This is a genomic window from Prevotella sp. (assembly GCF_051059605.1).
Lineage (GTDB): Bacteria > Bacteroidota > Bacteroidia > Bacteroidales > Bacteroidaceae > Prevotella.
In genome coordinates this window covers 3,327,596-3,346,488 of the sequence record NZ_CP050883.1, presented here as the reverse complement: position 1 = coordinate 3,346,488, position 18,893 = coordinate 3,327,596, and the positions used below count along the sequence as shown (strand labels likewise).

General features: G+C 37.0%; 11 protein-coding genes. 1 reads left to right on the top strand and 10 read right to left on the bottom strand.

Annotated features, from left to right (window positions below; translation table 11 throughout):
• From HEQ28_RS12955 to HEQ28_RS12910, 10 genes are all read right to left on the bottom strand, one after another.
• Nucleotides 1-1,122: a polysaccharide pyruvyl transferase family protein gene (locus HEQ28_RS12955; RefSeq protein WP_434503072.1), complete on the bottom strand. Its 1,122-nt coding sequence runs from the start codon at nucleotides 1,120-1,122 to the stop codon at nucleotides 1-3.
• Between the two features lie 62 nt (nucleotides 1,123-1,184).
• Nucleotides 1,185-2,993, bottom strand: a complete 1,809-nt coding sequence (locus HEQ28_RS12950; RefSeq protein ID WP_434503070.1) for a Coenzyme F420 hydrogenase/dehydrogenase, beta subunit C-terminal domain — start codon at nucleotides 2,991-2,993, stop codon at nucleotides 1,185-1,187.
• On the bottom strand, nucleotides 2,986-3,906 hold the full coding sequence (locus HEQ28_RS12945) for a hypothetical protein (RefSeq protein WP_434503069.1): 921 nt from the start codon (nucleotides 3,904-3,906) through the stop codon (nucleotides 2,986-2,988). The genes HEQ28_RS12950 and HEQ28_RS12945 overlap by 8 nt, the downstream gene beginning before the upstream one ends.
• 20 nt (nucleotides 3,907-3,926) lie before the next feature.
• Nucleotides 3,927-4,760 carry an SDR family NAD(P)-dependent oxidoreductase gene (locus HEQ28_RS12940; RefSeq protein WP_434503067.1) on the bottom strand — a complete coding sequence of 278 codons (834 nt, stop codon included), beginning with the start codon at nucleotides 4,758-4,760 and terminating at the stop codon, nucleotides 3,927-3,929.
• Entirely contained in the window at nucleotides 4,760-6,286 is a 1,527-nt protein-coding gene (locus HEQ28_RS12935) for a lipopolysaccharide biosynthesis protein (RefSeq protein ID WP_434503065.1), read from the bottom strand. Before HEQ28_RS12935 ends, HEQ28_RS12940 begins: the two co-directional genes overlap by 1 nt.
• Before the next feature lie 158 nt (nucleotides 6,287-6,444).
• Nucleotides 6,445-7,521, bottom strand: a complete 1,077-nt coding sequence (locus tag HEQ28_RS12930; RefSeq protein WP_434503063.1) for a Wzz/FepE/Etk N-terminal domain-containing protein — start codon at nucleotides 7,519-7,521, stop codon at nucleotides 6,445-6,447.
• A gap of 5 nt (nucleotides 7,522-7,526) precedes the next feature.
• A complete protein-coding gene (locus HEQ28_RS12925; protein ID WP_434503061.1) occupies nucleotides 7,527-9,980 on the bottom strand; it encodes an SLBB domain-containing protein in 2,454 nt (817 codons plus the stop codon).
• 1,485 nt (nucleotides 9,981-11,465) lie between these two features.
• Nucleotides 11,466-13,550, bottom strand: a complete 2,085-nt coding sequence (locus tag HEQ28_RS12920) for a VapE domain-containing protein (RefSeq protein ID WP_434503059.1) — start codon at nucleotides 13,548-13,550, stop codon at nucleotides 11,466-11,468.
• A gap of 1,090 nt (nucleotides 13,551-14,640) precedes the next feature.
• Nucleotides 14,641-15,072, bottom strand: coding sequence for a lipocalin-like domain-containing protein (locus HEQ28_RS12915; protein ID WP_434503057.1), 432 nt, complete (start codon nucleotides 15,070-15,072; stop codon nucleotides 14,641-14,643).
• A complete protein-coding gene (locus HEQ28_RS12910) occupies nucleotides 15,069-16,520 on the bottom strand; it encodes a capsule assembly Wzi family protein (RefSeq protein ID WP_434503055.1) in 1,452 nt (483 codons plus the stop codon). Before HEQ28_RS12910 ends, HEQ28_RS12915 begins: the two co-directional genes overlap by 4 nt.
• Nucleotides 16,521-17,933: 1,413 nt before the next feature.
• Between HEQ28_RS12910 and HEQ28_RS12905 the strand changes: the two genes are divergently transcribed.
• Nucleotides 17,934-18,827 (top strand): Abi family protein, encoded by an 894-nt coding sequence (locus HEQ28_RS12905; protein WP_434503053.1) that lies wholly within the window; start codon nucleotides 17,934-17,936, stop codon nucleotides 18,825-18,827.
• The last annotated feature ends 66 nt before the right edge of the window (nucleotides 18,828-18,893 follow it).

Below are 18,893 nucleotides of genomic sequence, written 5' to 3'. Positions count from 1 at the left end.
TTAATCATTTAAAGCTTTAGTTAAGAATGATATTGATTGTTTAACCATCCCTTCCTTTATAATGTTAACATTATGCCAGTCTATTATAGTATTTTTTATTTTATCGTAATCCTCAATGGTATTAATTAATCTATTTTCAAGATTAAATAAATGAAGTAAACTATTTATTCTTGACAATCCTCTTTCTGTATTCCCATAAACCACAAAAGGAAGATTGAATATTATAGCAAACACGGTTCCATGAAAAGAATCTGTAAAAAGGAACTTTGACCTATTAAACATATTCAACCAAGTTCCAAAAGACGGGAGAACTTTATGCTCTGCAGGAACATGGATTCTAGTCGGGTCTCCAATCATCTTGAATATATCCATATTTTTATCCTTAGCAATGTGAGAGAGTAGATTATGATTATTTTCATCCTCATCTAATACATAACTAGACAAGGCTAAATTTATATCATAATCATAATCTTCCTTTATTATTTTAATGTAATCTTCTTTAGAAAGCAACATCGTTGGATCAAGAACAAATTCTGCATCTATTTCAAAATGCTCCTTAGCAAGTAAGATACCACTTTCTTCTCGAACAGAGACAGCTAAAAAATTTTTAATTAACTTTTTACAGTGTGCTGTCTGTTTGTCAGAATATTCCCAGTTGTCTACTCCAAAAGAGGGAGCATAGGCAATTTTTTTTATTTTCCACCTACTAGCGTAATCTAAATAATTCCTTTCAATATTCGGAAAATATTTAGCACGCCATATTTGGTCACTCCCCACTACTAGACAATCAAAATCTCCCTTTTTTATTATAAAATCCTTTGTCGTATAATATTGTTTTGTATGAGTTTCTACAAATTTCCAAGTCCTTTGAGTTATTACTTTAAAATCTTCATTATTTTTCTTTTCCTTAAGGACAGTATTTCCTTTATTAAGAATATAGCGTTTAATAATGCGACCGAAATATTTAATTAAGAGGTTAAATGTCAAAAGTTTGCTTTGAGGTTTACTTTGAACTATCCACGCATCATGACCTAATCGTGCTAATACTTTTTCTAATGCATATGACTGCAATATGGCTCCATAATTAAATCGTGGTGGATATGTTATAATTCCTATTTTCATTCGAATAAAATTATATTTTAAAAGAACTCTTGGGATGATATTTCAGAAAAAAGAACAAGTTATTATTTCCATTCAATATTCTCAGAAATGTTTTTTGCAGGAACTCCACCTACAACAGAATGTGCGGGAACATCTTTAGTTACTACAGCACCAGCTGCAATAATTGCGCCATTACCAATAGTAACACCTTTCAGAACAGAAGCACCCTGACCTATCCAAACATGATCACCAATTTTTATCGGTTCTGAGATTTTATAACCATCACGTATAATCGTATGACCATCAAATGATCTGATAACCACATCACGTCCAATGGTACAATCAGAACCAATTTCGATTGTATCACCACAAATAATTTGCACGTTTTCATTAAAGAAACCGTCATGAAGGATTAGATGTCCATTTCTAACTATGCGTATATATGTACCTTCATAAACCGAAAAATTTCCATCAATTGTAAGAATTCCATTTTCTTCAACAAGCACCCTTGTTTGTTGAAGAGACTTTCTAACCTGACGAACACCAATTGTAAGTCGCCCTTTCTTCACTTTAATCTTAGCACCTTTTTCCAATTGAACGATACATTTCTTATGATTAAGAATAGGAAGACGAACATCACTTATAATCTGACGAGAGAAAAAATTGCATTTAAAGAACGTAATCCATGACTGGAATGAAAAACCGTAATCAAGAATTAAGTCATATATTTGCTTACCCTTATGGAGATAATAATAAGTTTTATTCTTAAGATTATTTTTAAATGTAGGCAATGGAAAGTATTTTTTTGCGACTAAATCAAAAGGATATTTATCGAGTGCATCAAAGAATACAGTCCTATCATTACGTACAGCCTTCAAAGAACCTTCAAGTGCAGGATTTCCGGCCTTAGCGTCATCAAGAGTAAACTCTTTCCAGACAATATTCTCCTTGATCGAATCAAACAAGGCCATTCCTTTATAGGAGTTAATCATAACAAGCGAAGTTCCTTTGTCCTGATCCATGCTTTTGTCAAGTTTTTCAATACCCCAGAAATCAGCAAGAGTTATATCTGCTTTCTGTGGGAATCCTTTGAATTTACAATCATAACATGAAGGGCGGCAAAAGTTTCCATACTTAAGGTATCCTATGAAGAAATAATCATTATTGCGATCTTTACAATATTCCTCTCCATTTTCAAAATTTACACGCATTGAAAAATTATGCCATCCCCATTTTTTATTTTTAAACTTAATCTCTGTTACTTTTTGACCATATCTTTTCTTTAGCATTTCCATATACGAAAGGAAAACCTTTGGTGAATTCACACCACGGCAAATAAAGTCACAAGTAGTAAGATTCTCATATTCCTTATTTAAAAACTTGTATAAAGCTTGTATTTGACAAGGTGCACCACAATAGAAAACTTCCTTACCGCCCTTTAGTAATGTCTTTATTTCTTTATATTGACCATCAAGGCTACTCTGCAGATACTTAGAACTGCGAATTTTAGAAAGCATTAACTTATCAGAAGAAACAATATGGGATACCGTATGATCCGAATTATATACAGCACCACCTACATATCCATTACGAGCATAAATTGCATTAGAAAGCATAGAATGAATACCACCAGAAGTACTATCAAGGCGAATAATTTCATCTTTAGAATATGCTGCAAAAACTTTAGGAACATCGTACCTAACAATATTATTAGCCGTAGACAATATCGGGCAAACCTTTTCACACAAATGACAATCTATACACTTACATAAATCAACTTCTGGATACCAAAAGCCTTCATTATCTGTTTTAAATGTAATAGCGTCTTTTGGACATATATCTTCACAAGCATTACATCCACAACAATCTTCTTTCTTTTGAATATTAATCATTGTTTTTCTTTAATATATCAGCAATTACTCTATTAGTAAATTTGACACGACCTTTTTTGTTAAGAAACAAAGAATTAAGAAAGTTGTCATTATTACTTAATTCCTTATCGTCTGCATAATCATATATAGGAATATTCTTATCTCGAATAATTGAATAAAAACATTTTTCACGAAAATTCTGAGGAATTGTATCACTTAGTTCCTTTGACAATGGAGGAACAACAATTTTAACATTAATATTATGGTCATCGCAGAAAGCCTTTATTTTAACAATAATGTCACTATTGTAAACAAGGGACTTAATAACTAAATCAGAAAGATTATCTGGAGTGAGATCATCCAAGAAAAACTCACTCTTCCAGTCTGCGATACGATTTTTAGCATCGCACTTCATTTCTTCAGCTGATAATCTATTGCAATTAATATCAAATGTAGCATTATAGCCATGTCGATGACGAAGAGCATGATATAATGATTTTAGACCTAATTTCGATGGATGAACTATAAAGCGGTCATAGAGAAAATCATCATAATTAGGAATATATTCCTTATCCAAGATTGGATAATAGCGTATATTCTTATACACAGTGCCATCATGCTCCGTATAAAAATCTTTGCAAGTATTAAATGGACAGAATAATAATAATAACAATAACCTTGGCCCGTCAGGGCGTAAATAAGTATGATAGTTCTGAAGCATTGTATAGTCAAATTCTATCGTTTGAGGTCCAATAGCAAAGTTATATCCATTCATACCACACTCACAATAATCAATTCCGTACTTAGCAGGATTACTTCCAAAATTAATAACATCAAGATTATGAGGCGCTTTCTTAATACGTTCTGCATCCTCAAATTGTTTTTTATACCAATTACTATGCCCTATTATATAATCTGTCACTCGGAAATACATACAATCTTTATTATTTATAATTAGACTACTGTCCATCCACCATCAACAGTGATAACCTGTCCTAATATATTATTTGAAGCATTGCTTGCTAGCATAGCTGCTGTTTCTGCTATCTCCTCAACAAGAGTATATCGTTTAGTTAAGTGTGAATCTATATAAGCATTATTATTTATATCTTTACCACGAACACCATCATGAATGTTTGTTACTACATTTCCAGGAGCTATACCATTAACAATAACATTATGCTTAACCATTTCCTTAGCGAAGCCTTTTGTAATACAAACAGATCCCCACTTAGATATAGAATAAGGATCAAAGCCTGACTTGATACCAGCAACTGAACATATATTAATAATTTTGCCGTGCCTATTAGTTGAAACGAAGTATTTCCCTTCTTCCTGACACATAAAGAATAATCCACGAGTGTTTGTATTCAATACTTTATCGTACATATTAGGAGTAATTTGTTCCCAGGATGCACTTTCAAAGATTCCAGCATTATTAACAAATATGTCGATGAAACCAAATTTTGAGATAACACGTTTCATATTTTCATTAATATTTTCAACATCAGAGATATCAAGCACTGTATATTCAAAAATATCACTGCTCACTTTTTTTAATTTTTCAAAATTACGACCAGTAATTATTACTTTAGCCCCTTCGGCTTTGAAACGTCGGGCGATAGCTAAACCGATTCCACTTGTACCCCCTGTAACAAGAGCTGTCATCCCAGCAAGTCTCTGTTCTGGAGCAGATATCGTTACATTGCAATAAACGACGCCACCTTGACGAAGATACTTTCTAAGATTTGAAAGAGTCTCTTTAAGCTTTCCTAATTTTCCCATCATTATTCCTTTATATGTAACTTGCTTAACACCAGACATTTCATACCAGACGTCATACCCCAAAAATAAATAACAGCAGTAGATGTAACCACACTAACAAATCCAACAATAAAGAAACGAGTAAGCCCCTCTTTCATTGTAGTAGAAACTAAATACGGAATTAGCAACATAATTAAACCTCCAAAGATTATATTACCATAGATCTGAATGAGAATAAGCTTAACTGGTATTCCCGTATATTTATGAGGCCAATAAATGGCATTGATGTTATCACATATCCATATTAACGAATTCGCCCATGCTACTACTATTGGACTATAGCCCAGCTTAAGTAGAGCATAACTAATAGGCAGCACCATCAACAAAGCTATTCCACCAGTTATATTAGGCATCTTCATCTTCCCAGCTGCGTGGATATGAGTAATCAATGGTCTATCAAGCGTATTAAGAAGTGCCTGTAAAAGTATAATCTGAACAAAAACCTCTGTATATTGTGGATATTCACCAAGCCACAACTTAAGGAGGAACTTTATCTCTATACCGGCTGGTATTGCTATCATTAGAAAAAGATAACCATTTATGCGACAGCTATTAACAGTGAGACTATACATTTTTTCATACTCCTTGGCTGCAAACATTTTTATTAGCTGAGGATTTACAGCTGTCTGGAAATTATTAACAAACTGGCTAACAAAGTTACAGATAATAACGGAGATACCACGTGCTGCATTTACTATAGTACCACAAAATATATTTAACAAGATGTTTATACCTTGACCATTCGCAAAGCCAACAGAACTGCCAAATATATTCCAACCGCTGAATGATATTATCTTAACAGCTAGTTGTTTATTCCACCTTACTTTCCATGTACATTCATTAAAATTCTTTCTACAATAGAAATTATAAATCAGCATAGAAGTAAGATTAACTATCAATATCATTAAAGCATACAATATAAGTTTATCGCACGAAAGAAACTGCAAAATAATTACAATCAGCAATTTCATAGCAACATCGTATATGCTCATATATGCATACATGTCCATACGTTCATGTGCAATTATACATGACATAAATGGAATCTGTATAATACTAACAATGAATGCTAAAATAGAGAACTGATAAACCCAAAATGCAGCTACCTCGCGACCTTCAGGTATGTTCATCTGAGTATTGAGAAACCACAAACCTATAGTCTGCGCTAACACTAAAAGAATTAATGACACAACAATATGCAACCCTAAAGCTAAAGAAAAGGTAGTTTTCAATTTAGTGAAATTACTTTCACCCATTGCAAATGTCAGGAATCTTTGTGTGCCAGAAGCTAGTGTCCCACTGAACATTGAAAACATTGTAATGATACCACCAACAACATTATAAAGGCCAAAATCTGATGCACCCAAAGTACGCAACACTATACGGGATGTGTAAAGTGCTACTATCATAGTCACAAACATCCTTACATAAAGGTATGCCGTATTTTTTGCTATTCTTTTATTATCGTTAGATATATTGTTATCTTGCATTATTTTTTAGCTTGTTTGCTGAATATATGCCCATTATTATCAGTAAGAGATTCATATAATATTGACTTCTGCCACAATAACAGTCAATTACTATTCATGACATTTTCGCAGACAGCGAGGCAGACGAAATAAAAACATGGTTGGTATAGTGGACAGAATTACATTCCAACTAGTTTTTTGAGTTCACCTTCTTTGTATAGTGCATATACAGTTGTGGCTAAGAAACCTAAAACTAGGAATACGAGTACGATGCGTGTTCCGTGAGGTCCAGTTTTCTTTATTGGCACGGTGGCACTCTGCAAAGTAGTAAAGGCAGGAGTTACAGCCTGTACCTTGGCATAAGCATCTTGGAGATTAGACGCTAAGGCATTATAGGTATTGAACTGGAGTTGCATATCATTTTCTAAGTCTTCCTGCTTGCTACGTACACTCTCCAAAATTAGTTCCTGATTGGCATCACTGAATGCTCCATATTGCTGGCGTACCTTTTCGTAACGACGTTTAGCTTCCATGCACAGTTTCTTAGTATTCTCAAGGTCATTACGTGCCTTGCTTGTACGATACTCAGTAATAAATGTCTGAAGACGCGACTGAACAGAGTCTGCCATTGTAGCAGCTATCAAAGGATCCTGATCGGTAACATTGATGGTGATTACTCCCGTTTTATCATCAACATCACAAACGACATTGGCATTGATAACTTTAAATATTGCCGTCTGCCTTTTTGTTAACATAAAAGGATTCAACTTTTCATGCTTTATTGTATCTGGCGTACTGAACATCTTTGACCACCATGGTGACTTCTGATAATAAAGAAGATAATCATAATAGGTCATCACCCTGCTGCTATCCATACGATGCACCTTCACATTGAAAAGACTTGTTTTGAAATCTACAGAATTCATCAAGTCAGGATAGAGTGTCGGGGTAATGGCATCCACATCTCCTTTATTACTACTGCCCATTCTGTAGCCTAAAGAGGAGGCAAGTGATTTTAAACCGCCAGCAGAACCACCAGAATTTCCAAGCTCAGGTGCCAGAGTTACCTGGCACTGATAGAACTTTGGCAACGACTTGGCATATATAGCCCCGATGATAAATACCAAGGGAAGCACAATCACATATAATAATTTATGCTTCCAAAGGGCTGCAAATATCGCCTTATAATCTATCGAAGATTCCTCTTCTTGATCTAATTCTGGTTCGTTTATATTTTCGTTTTTCAACTCGTCCATAATACTTATTTGATTAGATATGATATTGTTGCCACCATTGTAGCTAGTGAAGCAATGCTTGTTCCGATTCCTACGATATCTCTAAGAGAAACATTGCTCTTAGACTTGGTAGGAACAATAATCTCACAACCTGGTCTTACTTTGTTGCGACCAGCTTTGCTAATAGTACCATTCTGATAGACAATAAAGGCCTTGCTCTTCTTGGCATGTGTGCCAAAGCCACCTGCCTGATTAATGTAATGTTTTAATCCCTTACCTGTTTCAAAGGCAACAGTGTTTGGATACATCACGTCACCACTAATCTTAACCGTTCCGTTATATTCTGGTATAATTAGTTTATCACCTGTACGAAGAACAATGTCATAATCACTACCAGGATCAGCAATAGCCTTATTAAGTTCTATACCAACATTGTAGGTATCGGACAAATCAAGTTTGGAAATCTTTACAGAATCCTTATCATCAGCATTCTGCTGTTCTGCATAATACAAAACTTTCTGAGCACGAGCTTTCTCATCAGCTGTCATCTTGCGCTCAATGCGTGCACCACGGCCATAAGCCTCTGTTGTCAAACCACCAGCAGATTTAACTAGTTCGCTGAGTCGCATATTCTTAGTGTTTAGCGTGTAAGAGCCTGGGAATACAGCTTCACCTTCAATAGTTACATTGCGCTGTTCCTGATAACCTGGACTGCGGCGAACATAAACCTGGTCAAAAGGTTCTAAGACAAAGCCTTTTCTTCCATCAATCACAAAACCATTCTTCAACGTGAGCGAGAATGTCTGAGCTATCTCTTTTGAAGATGTTGTTGCCGAAGGATCTACGATACGGCGAGCAACATCAACCTTAGCGATAGAAGCTGCATCGGTGAGACCACCGGCTTGCATGATAAAATCTTCTATCGTCTCATTATCAGCATACTTGTATGTGCCTGGGAACTGCACTTCACCGTTAATGGTGATTGTGCGAGCAGAAGTTAGCTCGGCTCTTGTAGGGATAAAGAGCACATCCTCATTCTTCAAAGGAAGATCAGCTACATTACCTTTCATAATTCCTGTGATATCAACAGGAATTACTTCCAACGTACGGTCTGGCTTCATGCGCTGCAAAACGGCATGATCGGTATAGGCATCCTCGGTAACGCCCTCGGCATGGCGAATGAGTGAGCGAATGCTATTTACATCATTGCCTAACTGATAAAGTCCTGGACGGAATACTGCGCCCTTGACCTCGACCATATTCTCATAACGATCGAGTATCTTGTCTACAGCAACATTATCACCATCGGCAATCTTGAAGTTGCTCATATCAAACTCATTGATATTGAATACGGACTTCTCATTGCCTGTGGCACGGAGCAATCTGACAGATTTCTTATAAGCATCACCGGCAAAACCACCAGCATATCTCAACAATGAGGCTACGCTCTCATTCTTGCGCATTTCATAGGTCATTGGACGCTTTACAGAACCGCCTACATCAACAAGACAGTCGTATGGTCCGACAACGATGACATCATTGTCACGAAGACGAATGTTACCAGTGAGGCGACCATTGAGGATATAGTCATATACATCGACAACAGTAGCCAAACTACCATTGCGGAATACCTTGATATTACGAAGAGTTCCTAGACCATTAATTCCACCAGCCATATAAAGAGCATGGAATACACTTGCGAAAGCACTCACGGTATAAGTTCCAGGAACCTTTACCTCACCCATCACATTGACAAGAATTGTGCGTGTCTGACCTACAGATGTCTTGATCTGGCTACTGCTATATCTAGAACCTAATGTTGAGCGTATTTTTGCATTGGCTGCACCAACACTCATTCCACTTATGTATATAGGGCCATAACCAGGAACAGTTACCGTTCCCTCAGGAGAAACGGTAAGAGTAAGGCTTTTTTGTGATGCTCCATAAATTTCGATAACAACCTGATCACCAGCACCAATCATATAATTAGTTGGTGTAGCGATATTCATGTTAGGCTCAAAACTTAAAAGTTTGTTATTAAAGATATCTCTACCAAATACCTTTCTACCATCAGGAGTTAGCACTTCTTTTCCGTCAGCGGTAGTCTTGTCGTCAGTAGTCTCATCAATACTTCGCTTCACTTGAACATACTGGGTTTCAGCCTTACCCTGAGAAGTATTATCCAAGTCTACATTCTGGGATGTGAGTTCTTGTTTAGAGTTTTCATTACTTTTACGGATACTTCCATCAGCTGTGGCTGCATTCTTACTTGCTGATTGCGAAGATGAATACTGGCTACGGATACGACGAATCTGGTCAATATTGACACCACTCTGCATGAGTTTGGTTACAATCTGTCCCTGCGAGGTTCCTGCTTTTGTCTCACGCTGATACATGCTTATTACTTGACTATCACTCATCTGGGCAAATGAACCAAGAGAGAGAACTGATAGTAATAAGCAAAAAAGAATTCTTTTCATATAATTTATTATGATGTTTTTTTTATTAGAATTTTTAGTTTGGGATATAAAAATCCCTCCCCCTTGGCAAATGTCAAGTGGTATAAGGGGTAACGCACGATCCGAACCGTGATGAAGAAATAGTGAAGCGTATATATATGATTAAATCTAGTCTGAAAAAATGCGCGCCTATGATATTCAATTAATCCAGCCTTAAGTTATTTACATCCAACTAATATATATATAAGGTCGTTGTTATTAAAAACACACGAGAATAATCACTACTCTTACAATTCGGATAATAATAATATCCCTGAATTCGCTACAAAATTACGAAAAATAATATTAGCATACTAATTATTAGTTAACAAAAAGCTAAAATTATATTAAAATGGATGGGATGAATGAAGAACAAACGCCGAAATAGTTTACTGGTATCGCACACAGTGAAAATACTGCTGTAAAAAGTAAATTATGAACGCAGTATGCTTGGAAATAGTTTTCGGCCATTCGAGTAAATAAAGATTGCATTTGTTTCCTTTTATTATGTAAAAACCTTTTATAAACCCATCACGTGATTTATTTTCTCACACAGAAATATGTTATACTGTTTTGGTGGTTATCATGTTCGGGATGTGTGAACGGCATATTCTCCCGCAGATTTCGCTGATCACGCAGACAAAAGACAGGTTCCACATAGTGGAGTTATAGTTCATAATGCATTTAGTCTGCGTAATCTGCGTAATCTGCGAGAGACATTGGGGTTTCTTCTTTGGTAATAGATTGAGTACTCTTGCGTGTTATTCTCTCGCAGATAACGCAGATCTCGCAAATGAATGCAGCAGGCTGCATTATTTCGCAGAGAAAGACAGTTAGTTATTAGTGTGGTTTTTTGGGGGTTGTCTGCGTGATTAGCGATATCTGCGAGAGATAATGCCGTTTCATGTATTATTTACTCTGCGTGAAAACATGTAGTTCAAGCTATTGCATTTATCTGCGGGAGAATAGGCCGTTTTGCACGATTTACAGCATTTATGATGCAAATATTTTATTACATACAAAATTACCAGAAAATAAAAATACTCCAGAAAGTTTAAAACAGACAAAAAACCTCCACGCATCATATAAGCAACTGGTGGATAATCATTTATCGGTGGAGGTTAACCTCCACTATCATCCACTATCATCCACCTTTTTGTAAACTATTGAGAAATTCCGAGCTATTGCTAAACGGAAAGCAAGATTATCGCAAATAACGAAGTGGTAAAATATATTTACTTAATAATTATTTTAACCACCAATAATTGCGTTTTATCGTAGAAACGCAGACGTTTGATCGATATAACGAAAACGTTTGATCGTAGAAACGCAAACTTTATATCGTAGGAATGGAAACTTTATATCGTAGAAACGTAAACGTTTGATCGACATAATGGAAAGCAATATCAACAAAACAAAAACGCAGTGACATAAAAATGATTTTTTGTTGTCACTGCGTTCTTAGCTTTATACTGTTACCACCATCTTATACTTCATACACTTGTTTGTCTTTCTGACTTCAAATCCACGGTTTGACAACAAGCGTCCCAGATTGGCAAGTGACTTTTTGTCGTAACCTATCAGTTTATAGTATCTCCTGATTATGTCTATAATCTCTGGTATAGCAAGTTCTTCAGGCATTTCATCAGGATATGGTTTACGGAACAAGCTGTCGATGATTGGTTCAATATCTGATATGGCAACAAACGGTCTGTTGTCATCCATGATTTTCATGTTCTCATCATCGTTGAAGAAATATCGTTCACCGGCTGCTATCTCTGCAACAAGTTGAGCATAAAGTTGTTCATATTCCACTGGACTTGTGAAATCAATGTTGTCAGTTACTTTGATGCAAAGGTAACGACGGCTACCGGTTAGATCCTTCAGCGGTTTGACATTGTTTGTCGTTGCCACGAAACTGGCATAGCGATGACGGTTGGAGATGCTTGCCTGATAGGGCATTCGCATTTTTACGGTAGGCGTTGATATCAGATATTTCAACAGCGGTTGTTTACCTGAAGACACAGAATCAAACTCATCAATATTTATCAATGCAGTGTTGGTAAGTGCCATAAACATAGAAGTGTCGTTCTTGAAATCAATACGGTTGTTATAAAAATCTTGCAATGTCGGCGGAAGGATTATCGCACAAAAGGAACTTTTTCCGCAACCCTGTTTTCCGATGAAAAGCGGAACGATGGCATTTGCTTGTTTTTTGGTACGCCCCATCCAATGTGCCACCATTGATAGCATCCACACATGGAAGTTGTGTACATAGTCAGCATTATTTGTAGGAACTCTTTTTGCAAATTCACTCACTCTATCTACCCCATCCCATTGCGGAAGGTGATCAAGGTAATCGTTGATTGGGTCATAGAGTGGAATTTGTGTGGAATCAAGATAGCGATCAAGGTCCTTATCCCATGAGTCAAGTCCCATTTTCTGGGCTTTTAGTGTCATAGTGTAACGATCTTCCTTTTCAACTGGTCGGAAAGAGTAGTCGAATCCATCTTTAAACCTAAATTCATTTTTTCCTGAAATAATATTCTTACGGAACTCATAAAAGGTATTCATGAATGCTTCCTGCTTGAATGCCATGAGCTGGACTTTAGAAAGATGTTTTTCAGGATAGTATTTCTCAATTTCCTTATGGTATGCTTCCATAAAGATATTATCTACCATGACTCCATCGCTTCCGAATTCAGAGTTATACTTTATGAGTTTTACGCACATCGTCATTGGAAGTCCTGATTCATAGCAATATTTTGCAAGGAGGGTAAGGAAGTTGGGTACTTTATATTCCTCATCGTCAAGTCGGGTTTTATTAATTGCGTCCATGAAACAGTAATGAAAAAACAGCTGATTGGTCTGCAACTTGGTTCTTCCTGGGAAGATTGGCAATTCATCAGCTTTTTTCGGCATCACAAGTGGTTTGAGACTAGGCGTATTTTCAGTATTATTGATAATCAGTGGAACGGCATCCTCACGAAAGACTGCATCTGGATCTACCGACACACAGCATGAAGATTCGAGCGTTGGTTGAATTTTATCTATTGCCATCTGTAATTGAGTGCTATAGATATAAAAAAGTTTGCGGTAGGCTTCATTGACGAATGCCAGTCGGTCATCATCTGGTAGTTTGCCATCAGGAAATGTTGCTTGGCATACGATTTTTACGGAGCAACCTGTGATTCCAGCGAATGTCATGATGGTGTAAGGGATTTGTGCAGCCATTTCTCGGATTTTCTTAGCCTCATCTTCATCTGTGAGTCTGTTTATCTCAAGGAGGATAAGACCATTGAAATTCTCGATGACACTTTTCCCATCGGCTTTTTTCCATTCGGTAGCGAAACAGATGCGTCTAGCTTTTTTCACGGAATCCAGTTCGTTGAATTTCGGTCCATTGTGAAGAAAGGTGAGAGGGAAATCTTCTTTTACTTTGTTTACTTCGTCGGCATATTTGCCGGAGATAATGTTTTCGTAGACAGTGGCGAGTTCAGTTCTTGTATAGAATTTTTCGTCTTTTTCTTTTCTGATAATTGAAATTTTCATGTTCTAAAGCGTTTTTCTTCTTTTTTGTTTACAAAACAGTGCATGATAGTGGAGGATAGTGGAGGTTATCCTCCACGGCTAAAATATTATTTATCAGAAACTTACACTATACGTGGAGGTTATTTGACAGTTTTAGTACTTTTTCAGAATTTCATTATTTCATGACTGTTCTGCGATACAAAGGTAATAAAAAATACATATCAATACAAGTTTTAAGGGAGAAAAAACAGTAGGGAACACGCTATAAAGGGAATAAAGACAGATTAGTATTGTTGTTTCCTATTCATCACACCTTTATATACATGTATGAACAGCATATTCTCCCGCAGAGGAATACAGCAAAGCTGCATTATTTCGCAGAGAAAGACAGGTTGGGTTGGTTGAGGAAATAGATCTGCTAAAGCAGATGCAGCAGATAACCCAAATAAAGACAGTTGCAATACGGAGGGAGTTTATGTAGTTTGTATTTTATCTGCGATAATCTGCGTAATCTGCGAGAGAATATGGGGGTTTAGTTTGTGCGGATTGATTGAGTACGCTTATATGAATATTCTCTCGCAGAGTACGCAGAGTACGCAGAGGAAAGACAGGTTGGGGAAATGAAACAAACCACAATAACAGCCGTTCACGCGTTTCTCGCGGAAATATCGTGCAAGCGAGAGCAGAGTCAAGTTTACTTGAACTATGCTGAGCGCAGCCGATATTGAAAGAATTTAAATATCTAGCAAGCGAGAGCTGAGTCAAGTTTACTTGAACTATGCCGAGCGCAGCTAGATATTCTTCGATGTGTTGTTTCCTATTTGTTTTTCACATATACAAACGGCATGGTCTCTCGCAGATAGCGCTGATTTACGCAGATAAAAGACAGGTTCCACATAATGGAGGCAATGCAGTGCACGCTGTTTGTTGCTTATCTGCGTAATCTGCGAGAGAATATGGGGTTAATATATTATATTTACTCTGCATGAAGATATGTAGTTCATGCTATTGTATTTAATCTGCGAGAGAATAGGCCGTTTACATTGATGCAATTAAATCAGCGGGAGAATGCGGAAAGTTTCAGCTAAACAAAATGCAGATTTATGCTCGGTCAGAACTTACGGAAACTCAATAGGAGACTGTCGGAACGCAACTGCATTCTATCTGAATTGAGTAACATAATCTTGAATGCTTCCTGTTCTTTGTTTATTCCATAAGGACGAAGCATTGAAACTGGATACATTACATGTCCATCATTGCTTGCCGACTTTAATTTCAACGAGTCGGCAGTATGCTCAAAATGAAAGAACAGATTTGACTCGGCATCAGTATTATAGGCACTCAGACATAACAACCTTACTTGGACAGCATAGAACAACTGATGTTCTTTCACATTACAAGAACCTCCGGTTGCAATGGTGTCAACCTGCATCAACTGCCAATTACCATCAAGGTCGCCATTATCAGAAGCCTCAAACTCGCAACTCTGAAACGACACTAACATAATGAATAATGCTACTATGTATATGATATTATCCTTCATCTTCTTTTAAAGTTTAGTATTCCGTTTTTCAATATCGTAATCTGCAATCCTGTGTTGTTGCCACGAAGTTGCCCACGGTCAACACCCAAAGCGACTTTGACAGCCCAACCATGAGTATTAACAGCCGCTAGCTTATCAGGCAGATTATACCTCACCTCTGCCAACATGTTATAGCTTCTCTCGACATCGGTATATGGAACTTCGTAGGTTCCCCACCCTTTCTGCCACGTCATCAACAAGCGATAATGTAAGCCGAGGATTGGGGCTCCGCTAATACCGAAGTGCCATGCAATGAAACGATTATTTTTTATATACAGGCTTCCGTCTTCATTATAAACAGGTGAGAGATAAAGCGGATTACCTATTACCTGTCCCCAATGCTGCCATCCAACATAGGTTCCATGATTGTAATACCCATCACGTCCACCGATATGATCGGGAGCATTTTCAGAATGGTCATGATATATTGGTCCTGACTGATATTTGGTATATAGAAATTCTCCTACAAAAGTAGACACAAATCGGTTTTTGGGAAGAGTGACCTCTATGCCATACATCGCATCCTTAGGATCATAGACAAGGTAACGATTTTTTTCTTTCTTATTCCACTCACTTCCCTTACCATAACCATCATAATCCAACAGGAACATCTGGGAACCGTCTTCAAAATAATGATCGTAATAGGCACGAAGCTTCCAATTAGTAAACTTATAACTTACACTTAGAAGCATAGCCCCCAACATATTGCCTTCGGCAGTATAAACAGAAGTATCACCTTTCTCATTAAGAGGGACTAAGGCTTTGATAAACTTCTTTATCCCTGAAGGATGCGTGGTCTTTACTCCATTTAGATATGTTGTTCCACCGAAAGTAGTCGCCATCTCCAAACCAAAGTTAGCTTCAAAAGGATGGCGCTGTTCGTTGCCAATACGCACATAAACAGCCTTACTATGGTAGAGTACATTTTTCTGATATTTAGATTTCGACGTATTAAACTGTTCCTGCCATCCACCATCTGTAAGCATACCATAAGAAAGATGTCCCTTGAAAGCCAACAATCCTTTTGTTCCGGGTATATTAATAAAGTCAGGAAGGCTAAGACGTGCCTGTGGAACAGGGCGTGAGTTAATACCCAAGCATTGACCACCACTACTAAGTTCCTGATTTTTCAGTTCCATCGGCTGTTCCTTACTACCAATAGTGAGTAAGCCTTTACGCCAGCGTAAATCAAGATAAGCCTGCTGAACAACGAAGTGGCTAGTGAAATTATAGGGTGCTACAATATCGGCGCAATAGCCTACAGCCCAATTGCGTGCCGAATCTAATTGAAAAGGTCGCATTACAGCACCACGGATATATCCATTTCGGTTATCGATAGAACTCAAGCCATATTTATTAGCGTTGAGCCATAAAGGGTTATGACTGCCTGTACCAGATGTGTTTTGCATTTCCACGTTATATGAGATCTGCGCGTAAGTGGGAGGTGCAAATATGGTTAATATTAGTGGCAAGAACCTTTTTAAGTTAATCATGTTTTCTTTATATAAAAGTTGTTGCAGAGATAGTGTAAGCGAGAGCAGAGGCATCAAGTTTACTTGAATGGTATGCCGAGCGCTGCCTTATCTTATGCAAAGATAGTGCAAGCGAGAGCAGAAGCATCAAGTTTACTTGGATGGTATGCCGAGCGCCGCCTTATCTTATGCAAAGATAGTGCAAGCGAGAGCAGAAGCATCAAGTTTACTTGAATGGTATGCCGAGCGTAGCCTTATCTTATGCAAAGATAGTGCAAGCAAGAGCAGAAGCATCAAGTTTACTTGGATGGTATGCCGAGCGCCGCCTTATCTTATGCAAAGATAAGATAAACGATTAAAAAAGCAAAGAAAAATCATGTTTTTCCGTTTTATCCCTTTGTTTCATTAAGAAAGATCAAATCACTTAGCTTCTTTTTACATGTGCAAAACGGCATGATCTCCCGCAGATCTCGCAAATTTATGCAGAGAAAGACAGGTTGGGAGAATTGATCTGCTAAAGCAGATGCCGCAAATAGCGCTGACAAAGACAGATACCACATAGTGGAGATATGCGGTTCATGCTGTTTGCGGTTTGTCAGCGAGTATCTGCGTTATCTGCGAGAGAATAGGCCGTTTACGTTGATGTATTAAATCTGCGGGAGGACATGTATTTCATGCTATTGCATTTTGTCTGCGATAATCTGCGTTATCTGCGAGAGAACATGGGGTTTAGCATATAACAACAATAACGGCCGTTCTCGCGGGCATGTCGTGCAAACGAAGACAGAGCCAAGTTTACTTGAGCTATGTTGAATGCAGCTAGATATTCATGAAATAAATCAAAGAAACTAAGGAAAGAAACGGCCCAAAATTAATTATTGAGCTTTATAAGCTCGCAAGAAAACACACCTAAAAGGTGTACCGAAAGCGGACAGAATAGTTCCAGATAAGTTATGAGCAGAGGAGGCTTGCTTACTTTGACATGTTGAGTACAGCTAGATGTTCATAGAATAAATAAAATACAGAAACTAATTTTATCACATATTGGGCTTGAAAAACTTGCATGAAACGAACCTAAAGGTACCAAGAAATATTTATCTCTGAAATCCCATATATATACTCCGTTTTGATTACCTCATACGATTATTAATTATGGAATTTAATGACATGATAAAGAAACCTTTTGTCATACAGAAAAAGAGCCGATAAGTCAACATAAAGGATATTAAATACAGAAAATTCAAATCCTTTTAACGAAAATATCAAAACTATCTTGAATTACAACAAAATATACCAAAACGCTCACTCATAATCTAAAATTTATGTATATTTGCATCTAAAAGGAAAAAAATGGCAGAAAATAAAAAGGCAACAACAGTCGATGAACAGGTTGAAAAATTGAAATCTCGCGGGATGATCATTGATAATGATGATAAGGCTAGAGAGAATTTATTGGACATCGGTTATTACAGGTTAGGGTTTTATTGGTTTCCATTTGAAGAAACCTATCCAAGAAAAACGAGACGAGCCCATTGCCTAAAAGCAGGGACCAATTTTGACTATGCCATCAAACTATACTATTTTGACTTTGATCTTAGAAACTTACTTCTCAGATATATCAGCCGTATAGAGGTTAATTTCCGTACCACAATCTTCTATAATGTATCAAACTCATATAAAGATAATCCTTACTGGTACGTGGATGAAAATATCATCAACAAAGCCGCCATAGAAAGTCTAGAATATGAGAAAGCTCTAAGAGATGTAAACAAAGAGCCACTTATTATTCATGACAAAAAGGAGCATGGTAAAAGAGATTATGCTCCGGCATGGAAAGCTCTAGAATTCATGTCATTTGGCACCATTATCAAACTATATGAAAATTTAAAAAATCCACATTTAAAATGTGACATATCTAATGTCTATGGAATGAGCCACCCATCTCAATTTTCAAATTATATAAACACTGTTCGTAGACTACGCAACTGCTGCGCACATGAAAAGGTTCTTTTTGACCTTAATTTACCAGTGGCTATTGGAGATGGGCCCTTAGGAAATCTTGGTTGCCGTAGGACAATGCTAGCAGGAGCATACTTCGTATTCAAATACCTTTTGAAACAAGTGTCTGCCAACAGGGTTACAGAGATGAAAGCGGACCTACTAAAAGCATATGAACGAATTCCATATCTAACTGTTAGAGATATTGTACTAGACAATTCTGGATTAATTATAAATGAAATTTGAAATTAATCACAAAAAAATTTCGTATTACCAAAAATAGTAGTAAATTTGCAACGTAAATACAGTGCA

Bases quoted from the DNA above. Each gene is read 5' to 3' on its own strand.
- HEQ28_RS12940 (WP_434503067.1), bottom strand. From the start codon at position 4,760: ATGATGGGAAAATTAGGAAAGCTTAAAGAGACTCTTTCAAATCTTAGA.
- HEQ28_RS12955 (WP_434503072.1), bottom strand. From the start codon at position 1,122: ATGAAAATAGGAATTATAACATATCCACCACGATTTAATTATGGAGCC.
- HEQ28_RS12925 (WP_434503061.1), bottom strand. From the start codon at position 9,980: ATGAAAAGAATTCTTTTTTGCTTATTACTATCAGTTCTCTCTCTTGGT.
- HEQ28_RS12915 (WP_434503057.1), bottom strand. From the start codon at position 15,072: ATGAAGGATAATATCATATACATAGTAGCATTATTCATTATGTTAGTG.
- HEQ28_RS12935 (WP_434503065.1), bottom strand. From the start codon at position 6,286: ATGCAAGATAACAATATATCTAACGATAATAAAAGAATAGCAAAAAAT.
- HEQ28_RS12905 (WP_434503053.1), top strand. From the start codon at position 17,934: ATGGCAGAAAATAAAAAGGCAACAACAGTCGATGAACAGGTTGAAAAA.
- HEQ28_RS12945 (WP_434503069.1), bottom strand. From the start codon at position 3,906: ATGTATTTCCGAGTGACAGATTATATAATAGGGCATAGTAATTGGTAT.
- HEQ28_RS12930 (WP_434503063.1), bottom strand. From the start codon at position 7,521: ATGGACGAGTTGAAAAACGAAAATATAAACGAACCAGAATTAGATCAA.
- HEQ28_RS12910 (WP_434503055.1), bottom strand. From the start codon at position 16,520: ATGCAAAACACATCTGGTACAGGCAGTCATAACCCTTTATGGCTCAAC.
- HEQ28_RS12950 (WP_434503070.1), bottom strand. From the start codon at position 2,993: ATGATTAATATTCAAAAGAAAGAAGATTGTTGTGGATGTAATGCTTGT.
- HEQ28_RS12920 (WP_434503059.1), bottom strand. From the start codon at position 13,550: ATGAAAATTTCAATTATCAGAAAAGAAAAAGACGAAAAATTCTATACA.